At 73.2% G+C, this 12,948-nt stretch carries 15 protein-coding genes; 10 read left to right on the forward strand and 5 right to left on the reverse strand.

All coding sequences use genetic code 11. The annotated features are described in order from the left end of the window. Nucleotides 1-21 precede the first annotated feature (21 nt). The 3 genes from F7P10_RS24155 to proC are packed head-to-tail and all read left to right on the forward strand — an operon-like array spanning nt 22 to nt 2,990. Nucleotides 22-1,212 (forward strand): LCP family protein, encoded by a 1,191-nt coding sequence (locus F7P10_RS24155; RefSeq protein WP_151012491.1) that lies wholly within the window; start codon nt 22-24, stop codon nt 1,210-1,212. Nucleotides 1,213-1,243: 31 nt separating this feature from the next. Continuing rightward, nucleotides 1,244-2,167, forward strand: coding sequence for a proline dehydrogenase family protein (locus tag F7P10_RS24160; RefSeq protein WP_151012493.1), 924 nt, complete (start codon nt 1,244-1,246; stop codon nt 2,165-2,167). A 28-nt stretch (nt 2,168-2,195) separates the two neighbouring features. Further along, on the forward strand, nt 2,196-2,990 hold the full coding sequence (gene proC / locus F7P10_RS24165) for a pyrroline-5-carboxylate reductase (RefSeq protein ID WP_151012495.1): 795 nt from the start codon (nt 2,196-2,198) through the stop codon (nt 2,988-2,990). Between the two features lie 18 nt (nt 2,991-3,008). Here the strand turns inward: proC and F7P10_RS24170 are convergent, their stop codons facing one another. Further along, the gene (locus tag F7P10_RS24170) at nt 3,009-3,785 is read right to left on the reverse strand and encodes a potassium channel family protein (RefSeq protein ID WP_151012497.1); all 777 of its coding nucleotides are present in this window, start codon (nt 3,783-3,785) and stop codon (nt 3,009-3,011) included. 257 nt (nt 3,786-4,042) lie between these two features. Here F7P10_RS24170 and F7P10_RS24175 point away from each other — a divergent pair, with 257 nt between their 5' ends. Then, nucleotides 4,043-4,432 (forward strand): hypothetical protein, encoded by a 390-nt coding sequence (locus F7P10_RS24175; protein WP_151012499.1) that lies wholly within the window; start codon nt 4,043-4,045, stop codon nt 4,430-4,432. Nucleotides 4,433-4,448: 16 nt separating this feature from the next. Here the strand turns inward: F7P10_RS24175 and F7P10_RS24180 are convergent, their stop codons facing one another. After that, on the reverse strand, nt 4,449-5,423 hold the full coding sequence (locus F7P10_RS24180; RefSeq protein WP_151012501.1) for an alpha/beta hydrolase: 975 nt from the start codon (nt 5,421-5,423) through the stop codon (nt 4,449-4,451). A gap of 128 nt (nt 5,424-5,551) precedes the next feature. On the opposite strand from F7P10_RS24180, the gene F7P10_RS24185 reads away from it, so the two are divergent. The 6 genes from F7P10_RS24185 (at nt 5,552) to F7P10_RS24210 (ending at nt 10,770) form a co-directional block, all read left to right on the forward strand. Further along, a complete protein-coding gene (locus F7P10_RS24185) occupies nt 5,552-6,766 on the forward strand; it encodes an acetoin utilization protein AcuC (RefSeq protein WP_151012503.1) in 1,215 nt (404 codons plus the stop codon). Nucleotides 6,767-6,795: 29 nt separating this feature from the next. Next, a complete protein-coding gene (locus F7P10_RS24190; protein WP_151012505.1) occupies nt 6,796-7,638 on the forward strand; it encodes a phosphatase in 843 nt (280 codons plus the stop codon). A 337-nt stretch (nt 7,639-7,975) separates the two neighbouring features. Continuing rightward, a complete protein-coding gene (locus F7P10_RS24195; RefSeq protein WP_026403281.1) occupies nt 7,976-8,179 on the forward strand; it encodes a helix-turn-helix domain-containing protein in 204 nt (67 codons plus the stop codon). 392 nt (nt 8,180-8,571) lie between these two features. Then, nucleotides 8,572-8,670, forward strand: coding sequence for an AURKAIP1/COX24 domain-containing protein (locus F7P10_RS24200; RefSeq protein ID WP_018654693.1), 99 nt, complete (start codon nt 8,572-8,574; stop codon nt 8,668-8,670). Nucleotides 8,671-8,717: 47 nt separating this feature from the next. Further along, a complete protein-coding gene (locus F7P10_RS24205) occupies nt 8,718-9,722 on the forward strand; it encodes an NAD-dependent epimerase/dehydratase family protein (protein ID WP_151012507.1) in 1,005 nt (334 codons plus the stop codon). 64 nt (nt 9,723-9,786) lie between these two features. Beyond that, entirely contained in the window at nt 9,787-10,770 is a 984-nt protein-coding gene (locus tag F7P10_RS24210) for a lysophospholipid acyltransferase family protein (protein WP_218040131.1), read from the forward strand. Here F7P10_RS24210 and F7P10_RS24215 read toward each other — a convergent pair. Genes F7P10_RS24215 through F7P10_RS24225 form a run of 3 tightly spaced genes read right to left on the reverse strand, consistent with a single transcriptional unit; the run spans nt 10,767 to nt 12,655 of the window. After that, nucleotides 10,767-11,270, reverse strand: coding sequence for an SRPBCC family protein (locus tag F7P10_RS24215; protein ID WP_151012511.1), 504 nt, complete (start codon nt 11,268-11,270; stop codon nt 10,767-10,769). The two genes, F7P10_RS24210 and F7P10_RS24215, sit on opposite strands and share 4 nt — an antisense overlap. Nucleotides 11,271-11,280: 10 nt before the next feature. Then, nucleotides 11,281-11,781: an NUDIX hydrolase gene (locus F7P10_RS24220; protein ID WP_151012513.1), complete on the reverse strand. Its 501-nt coding sequence runs from the start codon at nt 11,779-11,781 to the stop codon at nt 11,281-11,283. A gap of 1 nt (nt 11,782) precedes the next feature. Continuing rightward, nucleotides 11,783-12,655 (reverse strand): HAD family phosphatase, encoded by an 873-nt coding sequence (locus F7P10_RS24225; protein ID WP_151012515.1) that lies wholly within the window; start codon nt 12,653-12,655, stop codon nt 11,783-11,785. Nucleotides 12,656-12,948: the final 293 nt, after the last annotated feature.

The raw sequence follows: 12,948 nt of genomic DNA on the forward strand, positions 1-12,948 counted from the left end.
GGGCTGGTAGCTTCTGCGGTCATGACCCCCCAGGATGTGCCCGGCACCCCGGCGTCCCCGCAGCCCGACGGCCCGCCCCCGCAGCACGGGACGGCTCCGCAGCACGGGACGGGTCCGCGGAACGGGACGGGCCCCGCCGTGGAGAGCGACGCCGCGGACAACGACGCCTTCTGGGGGGCGGGGGACGGCGGTGAGCGGCGCCGCAAGAAGCGCTGGCCGCGCGTGCTCATCGCGATCGGCGTGTTCGTCGCGCTGGTCGTCGCCGGGTTGGGCGGCCTCGTCTGGCAGCGGCAGTCGGCCTGGAACGGCAACGTCGACCGGCTGCCGGGCGTCATGCCGGAGGCGGAGAACCGGCCCGGCCCGAACGTCGCGGGCACCGAGAACTGGCTGCTCGTCGGATCGGACCGGCGGTCCGAGACGCAGACGACCGGGCAGGGCAGCGACGGGTGGAAGCCCGGCGAGCAGCGCACCGACACGATCATGCTGATGCACCTGCCGGCCGACCGGAGCAAGGCGTACATGATCTCGTTCCCGCGCGACTCCTGGGTGGACGTCCCCGGCTACGGCAAGCAGAAGATCAACGCCGCGTTCTCCTACGGCGGCCCGAAACTGCTGATCCAGACGATCGAGGGCCTGACGGGCGTCCGGATCGACCACTACGGCGCGATCGACTTCGCCGGGTTCGAGTCGATGGTGGACGCGCTCGGCGGCGTCACCGTCAACATCAAGAAGAGCGTGTACGACCCGGCCCGCAAGGTGAACTGGCAGGCGGGCAAGCAGGAGCTGGACGGCGAGGAGGCGCTCCTGTTCGTCCGGCAGCGCTACAACCTGCCGAACGGCGACTTCGACCGGATGAAGCGGCAGCAGGCGCTGCTGCGGGCCCTCGCCAAGAAGGCCGCCGACAACGGGACCCTGACGAACCCGCTCAAGCTCGACCGGTTCGTCTCCGCGCTCACCAAGTCGATCAGCGTCGACGACGGCATGTCGGGCGGCGACCTGCGGTCGTTCGCCGTCGGCCTCCGCCACCTGCGCGTCTCGGACGTGACGTTCCTTACCGCACCCCACAAGGGCACCGGGATGGTGCAGAAGCAGAGCGTCGTCTTCCTCGACCCGCCGAAGGCGAAGGCCCTGTTCGACGCGGTGAAGTCCGCCGGGATGCCCGCGTACGTCCAGCGGTACGGCGGTGGGAGCGACCTCGGCACCGTCTCGTAACCTGAGGGGAGACGGGCGAGAGGGGAGACCAGTGATCCGCCGGGCGCTGCTGGCCGCGTCGCACTCCGGTGGCGCGCGGCGCGTCGTGCAGACCGCGCCGTTCGCCCGCGACGTCGCCCGCCGGTTCATCGCCGGGGAGACCGCCGCCGACGCCGCCCGCGTCACCGCCGACCTCACCGGCGAGGGGCTGCTCGTCACCCTGGACGTCCTCGGCGAGGACGTCCACGACAAGGGACGCGCCGACACGAACGTCGCAAAGTACTGCGAACTTCTCGATCGTCTCGGTACGGAGGGCCTCGGCGCGCGCGCTGAGGTGTCCCTGAAGCTGACCGCCGTCGGGCAGGCCCTGGACGAGGAACTCGCCCTCGAGAACGCCCGCCGCATCTGCGCCGCCGCCGCCTCCGCCGGGACGACCGTCACCCTCGACATGGAAGAGCACGAGCTGGTCGACCCGACCTTGCGCGCCGTCCACGAACTGCGCCGCGACCACCCGACCGTGGGCGCGGTCGTCCAGGCGTACCTGCGCCGCGCGGAAGAGTACTGCGCGGACCTCGCCTACGAGGGGTCGCGCGTCCGCCTGTGCAAGGGCGCCTACGCCGCCCCCGAGGCGATCGCCTTCACCGAGAAGGAAGAGATCGACAAGTCGTTCGTCCGCTGCATGAAGGTCCTCATGGCCGGCAAGGGCTACCCGATGCTCGCCACCCACGACCCGCGCCTCATCGACGTCGCCGAAGCCCTCACCCTCCTCCACGGGCGGGACGCCGACACGTTCGAGTACCAGATGCTGTACGGCGTCCGCCCGCAGGAGCAGCGGCGCCTGGCGTCCCGGGGCGCCCAGGTCCGCGTGTACGTCGCCTACGGCCGCGACTGGTACGAGTACTTCATGCGGCGGCTCGCGGAGCGGCCCGCCAACCTGCGCCTGGTCGCGCGCTCCCTGGTGTCGGCCCGGCTATAGGGTGGATCGGTCGTCGAAAGGTGGGCCGATGATCGCGATTCTGGGTGCCGGGAAGATGGGCGAGGCCCTGCTGTCCGGCGTGCTGCGGGCCGGGCGCCGCCCGTCCGAGCTCGTGGCGACCGCGCGCCGGGAGGAGCGCGCGACGCTGCTGCGCGAGCGGTACGGCATCGAGACCGTCTCGAACCCGCAGGCCGCCGCGAAGTCCGACACGCTCGTCCTCGCGGTCAAGCCCCAGGACATGGGCGCCCTCCTCGCCGAGGTCGGCCCGCACGTCCCGCCCGGACGGCTCGTCATCTCGATGGCCGCGGGCATCACGACCGGCTTCATCGAGGACCGGCTCCCCGAGGGCACCCCGGTCGTCCGCGTCATGTCGAACACGCCCGTCCACGTGGACGAGGCGATGAGCGTCGTGTCGGCGGGCCTGCACGCGTCCGAGGCGCACCTGCAGAAGGCCGAGGAGCTCCTCACCCCCGTCGGCAAGGTGCTCCGCATCCCCGAGTCGCTGCAGGACGGCGCCACCGCCCTGTCCGGCAGCGGGCCCGCGTACTTCTACTACCTCGTCGAGGCCATGGTCGACGCGGGGATCCTCCTCGGCATGCCGCGCGCCGCCGCGCTCGAGATGGTGATCCAGTCGGCCGTCGGCGCCGCCGTCATGCTCCGCGACTCCGGCGAGCACCCCGTCCTCCTGCGCGAGGGCGTCACCTCGCCCGGCGGCACCACGATCTCCGCGATCCGCGAACTCGAACGCCACGGCGTCCGCGCGGCCGTCCTGGAGGCCATCGAAGCCGCCCGCAACCGGGGCCGCGAACTCGCGGGCGGCTGACCCGGGCCGTCCGGCGCCTCAGGCGCCCGCGCCGGGCTCCCCGGCGGTGGAGGACGGGCCGCCCGCGCGCTCGGCGGCCAGTTCGGCGCGCAGCGCCCGGACCTCCTCGGCGAGATCGGCCACCTGCTTCTGCGTGGCCGCCGCGCTCTCCTGACCCTCGTTGAACATCTCCACGAACCACGAGGCCAGCGACGCGGTCACCACACCCAGCAGCGCGATCCCCGCGGTGAACAGCACGCCCGCGACCACCCGTCCGCCCAGCGTGACCGGGTACAGGTCGCCGTACCCCACGGTCGTCACCGTGGTGGCCGCCCACCACAGCGCGTCGGGGAAGGTCGTGATGACGGCCTCGGGCGAGCCGCGCTCGGCGTCGAGCACCGCCAGCGCCGCGCAGAACACGATCAGCAGCGCGGCCACGATCGCGTACCGGGAGACGGTCGCCCGCAGCGACCGCGACGCGTGCCGGTTGACCATGCCCAGCACCATGATGACCTGCACCAGCCGCAGCGACCGCAGCATCGGCGCCAGCAGCACCATCAGGTCGAACCAGTTGCTCCGGACGAACGCCCAGCGTCGCGGGGCCAGCCACAGCCGCACCAGGTAGTCGGCACCGAACAGCACCCACACCGCCGCCATCACGGCGTCGCAGGCCTCCCGCCCGAACCCGGGGAGCCCGGGATCGATGATCGGCCAGGCGTAGGCGGCCAGGAAGGCCGCGCCGGCCACCACCATGGGCACGACCGTCCGGGCACGCCACTCGTCCAGGCGCGCCTGGCTACGGGGCGGGGTCTCCATCGGGCCTCCTTCGTGCCGCGGTTCCGTGCCGCGGTTCCGTGCCGCGGTTCCGTGCCCCCGCCGTCCGGCGGGCACGTCTCGTCCAGCGCATGGCGAATCGGTCGGTGCCGAAAATACGTCAACCAGCATGGACGCGACCGTCGGGAGGGGGCGGTTGCCGGCCCTGGGGGGCGAAGTTCAATTTTGTACGAGGTGGGTTGAGCCGTAGGGCCCGTTCGTCCGTGTATGGGGGTATGGGACTCGTTATCCGTTTGGTCGTGGCCGCCGGACTGGTGGTCGACGCCGTCGTGCACTGGATGTACGCGCCGGACATGGCCTACGTGCAAGGGGGCTCGATCTCCGGGGAACTGCTGTTCCAGGTGCAGGCGGCCGTCGCGGGCGTGGCGGCCGTGATCGTCCTGACGTACGCGAACCGGTGGGCGTACGCCCTGGCCTTCATGGTGGCGGGGAGCGCGGTGGGGGCGCTGCTGCTGTACCACTACGCGGACGTGGGGGTGCTCGGGCCGCTGCCGGACATGTACGACCCCGTCTGGTACACGGAGAAGTGGCTCAGCCTCGTCGGCGAGGGGATCGCGGCGGTCGCGGCGGTCGCCGGGTTCGCGCTGGCCGGACGGGCGCGGGAGCGGGACCCCGAACCCGTCGGCTAGCCGCACTCGGCGCCGGTCAGGCGGCCGCGCCGGCGCGTGCGGGTTCGGTGACCGCGCCGATGAAGCGGGCGGCGTCGCGCATCGCGGCGCCCGCCTCCGGGAGGACCCGGTTCAGGATCTGGAAGACGTGCATCTGGCCGTCCCAGACCTGGAGTTCGCAGTCGGCGCCCGCGGCGGTCAGGGCGCCGGCGAGGGCCTCGGCCTCGGGGCGCAGCACCTCGGCGCCGCCGACCTGGATCAGGACGGGCGGCGTGTCCGTCCACGCGCAGGCGAGCAGGGCGACGCGGGGGTCGTCGAAGCCGTCCGGGCCGACGACGAGGCGCGCGACGCGGCGGGCGGACCGGGCGCTGATGTAGGGGTCGCGGGCCTCGGCCGCCGCGGAGAGCTCGCACGTGAGGTCGACCCACGGGGAGAACAGGACGACTCCCGCCGGGGACGGCAGGCCGGTGCGGCAGATCTCGCCCGCGAGGGCCGCCGCGAGGTGCCCGCCGGCGGAGTCGCCCGCCAGGACGATGCCGGCGGACGGGACGCCGCGCGCGAGCAGCCACCGGTAGGCGGCGACCGCGTCCTCGAGGGGCGCGGGGAACGGGTGCTCGGGCGCGAGGCGGTACCGGGGGACGAGCACGGGCAGCCCGGTGTCGAGGGTGAGGCGCGAGGTGATCGGGCGGTGCGTCCGGGGCGAGCAGAGCACGTAGCCGCCGCCGTGCAGGTAAAGGATCGCGCCGGGCGCGGTCCCGTCGCCGGGCGCGGTCTCGGCGTCGCGGGAGACGACCCACTCGCCGGTGACCGGGGGCTCGCCGGACTCGACGCCCGGGTCCTGGAGGGCGTGGATCCGGACGCGCTGGGTGTGCCGCATCAGGAGGGACGCGGCGTCCACGGTGGAGCGCGCGGTGCGGATGCTGCCCGCGTGGCCGGGGATGCGGTCCATGAGCGGGTGGACGCCGAGGCGGAGCGCGTTGCTGATCACGCGGCTGCGAACGCTCTGGTCCATCGCCCCTCCAAGGTTGTGGTCAGGTAGATATATGCCCAATAGCGGACAGTTAGCCACGTCACATGTTGGAAACGGAACCCCGTTCGGGTGTGAGCCGCACCATAGGAGCGTCGCGATACCGTGAGGTCATGAGCAGCCCCGCCCCTCCCGCGCCCGGTGCGCTCGGACCGTGCGAGCTCGAGATCCTCTGGGACGAGCGGCTCACTTCCTACGATTTCGGCCCCGGGCACCCCATGAACCCCGTGCGGGTCGAGCTGACGATGCGGCTCGCGCGCGAGCTGGGCGTCCTCGACCGTCCGAACGTGCGGGTCGTCGCGCCGAAACCGGCGGACGACGCGGTGCTGCGGCTGGTGCACGAGGAGCCCTACATCGCGGCCGTCCGGCATTGCGGCGCGACCGGCCTGCCCGAGCCGCGGTACGGGATCGGGACCGACGACAACCCGGTGTTCCTCGGCATGCACGAGGCGTCCGCGCTGGTCGCGGGCGCGTCGGTCGCGGCGGCCGAGGCCGTCTGGACGGGCGCGGCCGGGCACGCGGCGAACGTCGCCGGCGGGCTGCACCACGCGCTGAAGGGCGCGGCGAGCGGGTTCTGCGTCTACAACGACCCGGCCATCGCCATCGCGTGGCTGCTGGAGCAGGGCGCCGAGCGCGTCGCCTACGTGGACGTCGACGTGCACCACGGCGACGGGGTCCAGGCGGCGTTCGCCGACGACCCGCGGGTGCTGACGATCAGCCTGCACGAGACGCCGCGCACGCTGTTCCCCGGCACCGGCTTCCCGACCGAGACGGGCGCGGGAGGCACGTCGGTGAACGTGGCGCTGCCGCCGGGCACCGGGGACGCGCTGTGGCTGCGGGCCTTCGACGCGGTCGTGCCGCCGCTGCTGCGCCGGTTCCGGCCGCAGGTGCTGGTCAGCCAGCACGGTGCCGACGCCCACACGCTGGACCCGCTGGCCCACCTGACCCTCACCGTGGACGGGCAGCGCACGGCCGCGGCGGCGCTGCACCGGCTGGCGCACGAGACGGCCGGCGGCCGCTGGGTGGCGACCGGCGGCGGGGGCTACGAGGTGGTGCAGGTCGTGCCGCGCACGTGGACGCACCTGCTCGCGGAGGCCGCGGGCGGGCCGATCCCGCCGGAGACGGCGACGCCGGACGATTGGCGCGCGTTCGTCCGGCAGCGGACCGAGGAGATCGCCCCGCGCCGGATGACGGACGGGACCGACGTGGTGGAGGTGCACAGGTGGGGGAACGGCTACGATCCGGCGAATCCGGTCGACCAGGCGGTACTGGCGACGCGGCGGGCGGTCTTCCCGGAGCACGGCCTCGATCCGATGACGGACGAGTGACGGGTGCGCCCGTGATGGACACGCCCGCGATGGACACGCCGACGCGCACGGACCTGCGGGCCCACCTGGTGCGGACGATGATCGCCGGTGACGTGGCGACGCCGCGCCAGAACAACCTCTTGCACTTCCGCCGGATGGCCGCGGGGCATCCGTACTACCAGTTCGGCCTGCGGTTCAAGACGTCTTGGACCGAGCAGTCCGTGCTGGAGATGATGGTCGAGCGCTGCGGGGTCGACCCGGATCCCCGGCACATGTACGGGGACGACACCATCGACCCCGACATCACCCTGGACACGCTGGAGGCGATGGGGGAGCGCATCGGTCTCGCGGCGAGGCGCAAGGAGACCGTGGTCGTCGCCACCGGCCACCCGGCCACGCTCACGCCCCTTTACCAGGCGGTCGCGCGCGCTCTGCTGGACGCCGGGTGCACGGTGCTGACGCCCGCGCGCGGGTGGACGTACGAGATCGATACGGACTACGGCGGTGCGGACCTGCGGCGCCTGGTGTACGCCGAGCCGGGCGTGGCGATGCTGGAGAGCGAGGACGGCCGCACGCAGCACACGCACGACCCGCACCCGATGGAGGCGATGCTCCGCGAGCTCGCCGATAGCGGTTCGGGCGGCCCGGCGGGCGGTAAACAGGAATTGTGGCCGGATCTGGCCATCGCCGACCACGGATGGGCCGGAGCGGCCGGACAGGCGGGCATCGACACCGTCGGGTTCGCGGACTGTAACGACCCGGCGCTGTTCGCCGGTGCCGCCGAGGGCAAGATCGACGTGGTCGTCCCGCTCGACGACGGCGTGAACCCGCACCATTACGCCCCTTTGACCGCCTACATCCTGGGGCACGCGGAGCTGAACCGGACCGGCTGACCCCCGGCGTCCCGCGAGTTCCCACCCCGGTTCGTCACGCTGCGTGACGAACATGGCCGCACGGGACACATGTGCTCGTCCGGAATCGTCCGTGACGCATGAGACGCGGGTCGATTCGGGGTTTCGCTTCACATTCGACGGTCCCGTCACGCGCCGTGTCCGGGCGTGGCGGATCGTGCGTATCAGCACTGTGGCGGCGGGGCAAGGTCCGGGGACGGAAATGCGTGAAATTCCCTCTTGCGACGCGCGATACGCGATTTACGCTGGAGGAAGTACACGTGCGTGATCAAAGTCACCCGATGGGCCGGTGCGCGGCACGTGTGGAAGAGGGCGTCCGATGAGTTCAGGCGAGCGACCTCTGAGCGAGGTCAGGTTCCTGACGGTGGCCGAAGTGGCGGCGGTGATGCGGGTGTCCAAGATGACCGTCTACCGCCTCGTCCACTCGGGCGAGCTGCCCGCGATCCGCGTGGGCCGCTCGTTCCGCGTTCCCGAGCAGGCCGTGCACGACTACCTGCGCGAGGCGTACATCGAAGCCGGATGACGGGGCGGCGGCGCTGCGGGCGGCGAGCCCGGAGCCGCCGCCGGGCCGGCACCCGGCCGAGAAACGGGGAACCGGACGGGACCCCCGGCGGCGCGACCGCCGGAGACGGGAGGACACCGCACGGGACGGGCGTGCGCCCGCCCCCGCGGAGCGGACGGCGTCCGGTGCCGTGCCGAGCGCGCGGCGCCGGGCTCCGGCGCCCGCGCGCGGTGCCGCGGGACGTCCGCGCCTCCGCGCCGCGACGCGTCCGCGCCACGCCGACGCATGATCCGCGCCGGTACGGCGGTACTCTTGACCACTGGACCGTGCGCGCATCCTCGAGTGAGCCGACGAGCGACCTCGCCCGCGGCACGTCCGGACCGCACATCACCCGATATGCCGAGCGAGGTCTCGTGGGCTCTGTCATCAAGAAGCGTCGTAAGCGGATGGCGAAGAAGAAGCACCGCAAGCTGCTGAAGAAGACGCGCATCCAGCGCCGCAACAAGAAGTGAGCGCGCCGGCCGCTCGGCCGTAAGGGGTGGGGCCCACAGTGTCGTCCATGCCCGCCGCGGCCCGTGTCGTCCTCGTCACGGGCGTCTCCCGTTTCCTGGGGGCGCGGGTCGCGCACGCGCTGCAGGCCGACCCGGGCATCGAGCGGGTGATCGGCGCGGACACGGTGCCGCCCACGGCGCCGCTCGGCCGCACCGAGTTCGTCCGCGTGGACATCCGGACGCCCGGCATCGCGAAACTCATCGCGTCCGCCGGGGTCGACACGGTGGTGCACCTCAACCTGGTGACGTCTCCGTCCGTGCCGCGGGCGAAGGTGAAGGAACTCAACGTCATCGGCACGATGCAGCTGCTCGCGGCGTGCCAGCGCTCGCCGCACATGCGCAAGCTCGTCGTGCGGTCCTCGGCGGCCGTGTACGGCTCCTCGCCGAAGGACCCGGCGGTCTTCACCGAACTGGACCAGCCCGTCGAGGCCCCCTCCTCGGGGTACGCCAAGGACGCGGTCGAGGTCGAGGGCTACGTGCGCGGCCTGATGCGCCGCCGCTCCGACCTGACCGTGTCCGTACTGCGCTTCGCGAACTTCGTCGGCCCCGGCGTCGACTCGCCGTTCACCCGGTACCTGGCGCTCCCGGTCGTCCCGACCGTGCTCGGATTCGATCCCCGGCTGCAGTTCGTCCACGAGGACGACGGCGTCGAGGTGCTGCGCCGGATGACCGTCGAGGACCATCCCGGCTGCTTCAACGTCGCCGGGGACGGCGTGCTGCTGCTGTCGCAGGCGCTGCGCCGCGCCGCGCGGCCGTCCGTGCCGGTCCCGGCGCCCTCGATCTCCGCGGCCGGTGACATGGGACGCCGATTCGCGGGCATGTCCGGATTCTCGCCCGAACTGCTGCGCTGGCTCACCTACGGGCGGGTGATCGACACGTCCGGCCTGGCGGCCGAGCTGGGCCGGCGGCCCAAGCGCGACACCGAGGCGGCCTTCGCCGACTTCGTCGCCGCCCGGGGCCCGGGCCGCGGCCCGCTCGGCCGGCTGGCGGCCGCCCTGGGCTCCCATCGCTGAGCAGGGCATGAGCGAGGCTCGTGCCGGGGATGTCAGGGAACGTCCCCCACGGGGAGGAGGCATCATGAACGCTCACCACGAGGCGGAGGGCGCCCGGATCATCCCGCTCGCCACGGCACGGGAGCGGGACGGCGAGCCGTCCGGCGCCGGCGGACGGGACGCGCATCCCGCCGGCCGCGGGCCCGGCGCGGCACCCGCCGGAACCGGCTCGGCCGGTTCCATCGAGCGCCGCATCGCCGCCGGCCTGGCGTTCCTCAGCCGCCGGCTCACCGGCGACTACGAGGTCGACGAGTTCGGCTTCGACCCCGAGTTCAACGGCACGGTCCTGCTCCCGGCCGCGCGTGCGCTGTACGAGCGCTGGTTCCGGGTCGAGCTGTCGGGGGTCGGGAACGTCCCGTCCGAGGGGGGCGCGCTCATCGTGGCGAACCACTCGGGGACGCTGCCGCTGGACGGCCTCATGCTCTCGGTCGCGCTGCACGACCACGCGGGCCGCCACGTGCGGCTGCTGGGCGCCGACCTGATCTACCAGGTGCCCGTCCTCGGCCACCTGTCCCGCAAGGCGGGGCACACGCTCGCCTGCCGGGCCGACGCCGCCCGGCTGCTCGGCAAGGGCGAGCTCGTCGGCGTGTTCCCCGAGGGGTACAAGGGGGTCGGCAAGCCGTTCGCGGACCGCTACCGGCTGCAGCGGTTCGGCCGCGGCGGGTTCGTCGGCACCGCGCTGCGCACGGGCGCCCCGATCGTCCCGTGCGCGATCGTCGGCGCGGAGGAGACCTATCCGAAGATCGCCGACCTGCCGCCGCTGGCGCGCCTGCTCGGCCTCCCCTACTTCCCGGTGACGCCGACGTTCCCGCTGCTCGGCCCCGCGGGCCTCGTCCCGCTGCCGTCCAAGTGGCTGATCGCCTTCGGGGAACCGATGTACCTCGAGGACTACGAGGCCGACGACGCCGACGACCCGATGACGGTCTTCGAGATCACCGACGTCGTCCGCGAGAACATCCAGCAGATGCTGCACGAGACCCGCCTGCGCCGCGGGCCCGCGTTCTTCTAGGAGTCGCCGGGGGAGGTCAGGGCGGCGAGGTCGAGGGCCGGCTGCTCGACCGTCCGGGCGAGGATGCCGAGGGTGGCGCGCAGGCCCGCCTCGGGGATGACGGGGAAGACGCCCTTGCCGCGCCACTCGTCCGGGATCCGGCTCCAGTCGTAGTAGGACGTCACGAGGCTGCCCTCGGGGGCGGCCTCCACCCGGTAGCCGTAGAGGTGCTCGAGCGGCGGCTTGATCGCGCCCTCGACCGTCCACTGGATGTGGGCGTCCCGCTCGAACTCGGTGATGACCACCGTGACGTCGTACTTGCCGAGCGGGAAGTCGTTGAGGGACTCGCGGTCCATGTGGACGACGAACCGGTCACCGGCCCTCGCCACCCGGTCGCCCTCGGCCGACTGGAGCATCCCGGAGCTGTCGATCGCCACGTGGCCGCGCGGGTCGCTGAGCACCGCGAACACCGCCGCGGGCGGCGCGGCGATCGTCCGCTGAACCTCGAATCGCTCTTCCATGGTCGAACCCTTACATACCGGATGGGTCGCCGGTGCGTTCGGGGGCGGCCGGGAGGTAGACGGTCTCGCCGCTTTCGCGCGCGCGGCGCGCGGCGGGGACGCGGGCGGCGAGCGCGGGGCTGAGGCGTTCCGCGGCGTCCGCCCACGTGAAGAAGCCGAACGCGTCCAGCTCGTCCTCGCCCAGCCGGATCGCGGACGGGTCGGCGACCCGGCCGCCGTCGAAGGTGAAGTGGATCATCGGGCGGGGCATGTCGCCGTTCGGTGGGACGACGTCGACCACGAGCAGCCGCCGGGCGGCGACCCGCAGGCCCAACTCCTCGCGGACCTCCCGCTCGGCGGTCCGGTGCGGGGCCTCGCCCGCGTCCATCGCGCCGCCCGGGATCTGCCAGTACGGGCGGTAGTTCGGCTTCACGAGCAGGACGCGGCCGCGGTCGTCGGTCAGCAGGACCCCGGCGGCGACGTGCGCGGTCGGCAGCGTCGCGTACCACTCGCGGGGAGGCAGGTACGGCACGTCACGACCGGTAGTGCTTGCGCAGCGCCATCCCCGCCGCGACGCCTCCCGCGAGGGCGCCCGCCCCGGCGGCGGCGGGCAGCGCGACCATGGTCACCTTGCGTCCCGTCCGGAAGTCGTGGACGGGCCAGCCGTTCGCCTTCGCGTGGTCGCGGAGCGCGCTGTCCGGGTTCACCGCGTGCGGGTTCCCGACGGCGGTCAGCATCGGGAGGTCGTTGACCGAGTCGCTGTAGGCGGAGCAGCGCGACAGGTCGAGGCCCTCGCGCTGCGCCAGCGCCCGCACGGCCTCGGCCTTCGCGGGCCCGTGCAGCAGGTTGCCGACGAGGCGGCCGGTGTAGACGCCGTCGCGGGTCTCGGCGACCGTGCCGAGCGCGCCGGTGAGCCCGAGCCGGTGCGCGATCGTCCGGGCGACCTCGACGGGCGTGGCGGTGACGAGCCACACCTGCTGGCCGGCGTCCAGGTGCTGGAGGGCCAGCGCGCGGGTGCCGGACCAGATGCGGTCGGCCATCACCTCGTCGTAGATCTCCTCCGTGAGCCGCACGACGCCCGCGACGCGCTGGCCCGCGACGAACGAGAGCGCGGCCTCCTTGGCGCTGCCGATGTGCTCGGAGTTCTCGGTGCCGCGCAGCCGGAACGCCGCCTGGCCCCAGGCGAACATGAGCAGGTCGCGCGTCGTGAACAGCTTGCGGCGGGCGAGGCCGCGCGCGAAGTAGTAGATCGACGCGCCCTGCATCATCGTGTTGTCGACGTCGAAGAACGCCGCCGCGGTGGGATCGGGCTCGGGAAGCGGCTCGGGCGGGGCGGCCGCCTCGGCGGCCACCTTCCCGGCGCTCACAGGGTCCTGATTCTTGCCGCGCTGCCAGAATCGCCGCATGGGCGAAGCCTAGTCAACCGTGTCGTCGGCCCCGTCGTCCCGGGCGCGATTGCGACCGTCCTCACTCCGTGCCGCCGCGGACACGAGCCGCTCCCGCAGATCCGCCCGGAAGTCCGGGTCGGGGCCCGGGGCGCGCGCCCGCAGGTGGGCCAATGGGTTACCGCTACCGACGATCTTGGCTCGCCCGCTTCGCAATGACGCTCCCCTCCTGCCCCCACAACGAGCGGAGCCCGTCCCCGGTTACGCTCCCCGCCGCGCGCCCGGCCGCGCCGTCCCGCGCGTCCGGGCGTGTC

Origin of the sequence: Actinomadura sp. WMMB 499 (assembly GCF_008824145.1) — a bacterium.
Taxonomy (GTDB): domain Bacteria; phylum Actinomycetota; class Actinomycetes; order Streptosporangiales; family Streptosporangiaceae; genus Spirillospora.

Bases quoted from the DNA above. Each gene is read 5' to 3' on its own strand.
- F7P10_RS24155 (WP_151012491.1), top strand. From the start codon at position 22: ATGACCCCCCAGGATGTGCCCGGCACCCCGGCGTCCCCGCAGCCCGAC.
- proC (WP_151012495.1), top strand. From the start codon at position 2,196: ATGATCGCGATTCTGGGTGCCGGGAAGATGGGCGAGGCCCTGCTGTCC.
- F7P10_RS24170 (WP_151012497.1), bottom strand. From the start codon at position 3,785: ATGGAGACCCCGCCCCGTAGCCAGGCGCGCCTGGACGAGTGGCGTGCC.
- F7P10_RS24180 (WP_151012501.1), bottom strand. From the start codon at position 5,423: ATGGACCAGAGCGTTCGCAGCCGCGTGATCAGCAACGCGCTCCGCCTC.
- F7P10_RS24185 (WP_151012503.1), top strand. From the start codon at position 5,552: ATGAGCAGCCCCGCCCCTCCCGCGCCCGGTGCGCTCGGACCGTGCGAG.
- F7P10_RS24190 (WP_151012505.1), top strand. From the start codon at position 6,796: ATGGACACGCCGACGCGCACGGACCTGCGGGCCCACCTGGTGCGGACG.
- F7P10_RS24195 (WP_026403281.1), top strand. From the start codon at position 7,976: ATGAGTTCAGGCGAGCGACCTCTGAGCGAGGTCAGGTTCCTGACGGTG.
- F7P10_RS24205 (WP_151012507.1), top strand. From the start codon at position 8,718: ATGCCCGCCGCGGCCCGTGTCGTCCTCGTCACGGGCGTCTCCCGTTTC.
- F7P10_RS24210 (WP_218040131.1), top strand. From the start codon at position 9,787: ATGAACGCTCACCACGAGGCGGAGGGCGCCCGGATCATCCCGCTCGCC.
- F7P10_RS24215 (WP_151012511.1), bottom strand. From the start codon at position 11,270: ATGGAAGAGCGATTCGAGGTTCAGCGGACGATCGCCGCGCCGCCCGCG.
- F7P10_RS24225 (WP_151012515.1), bottom strand. From the start codon at position 12,655: ATGCGGCGATTCTGGCAGCGCGGCAAGAATCAGGACCCTGTGAGCGCC.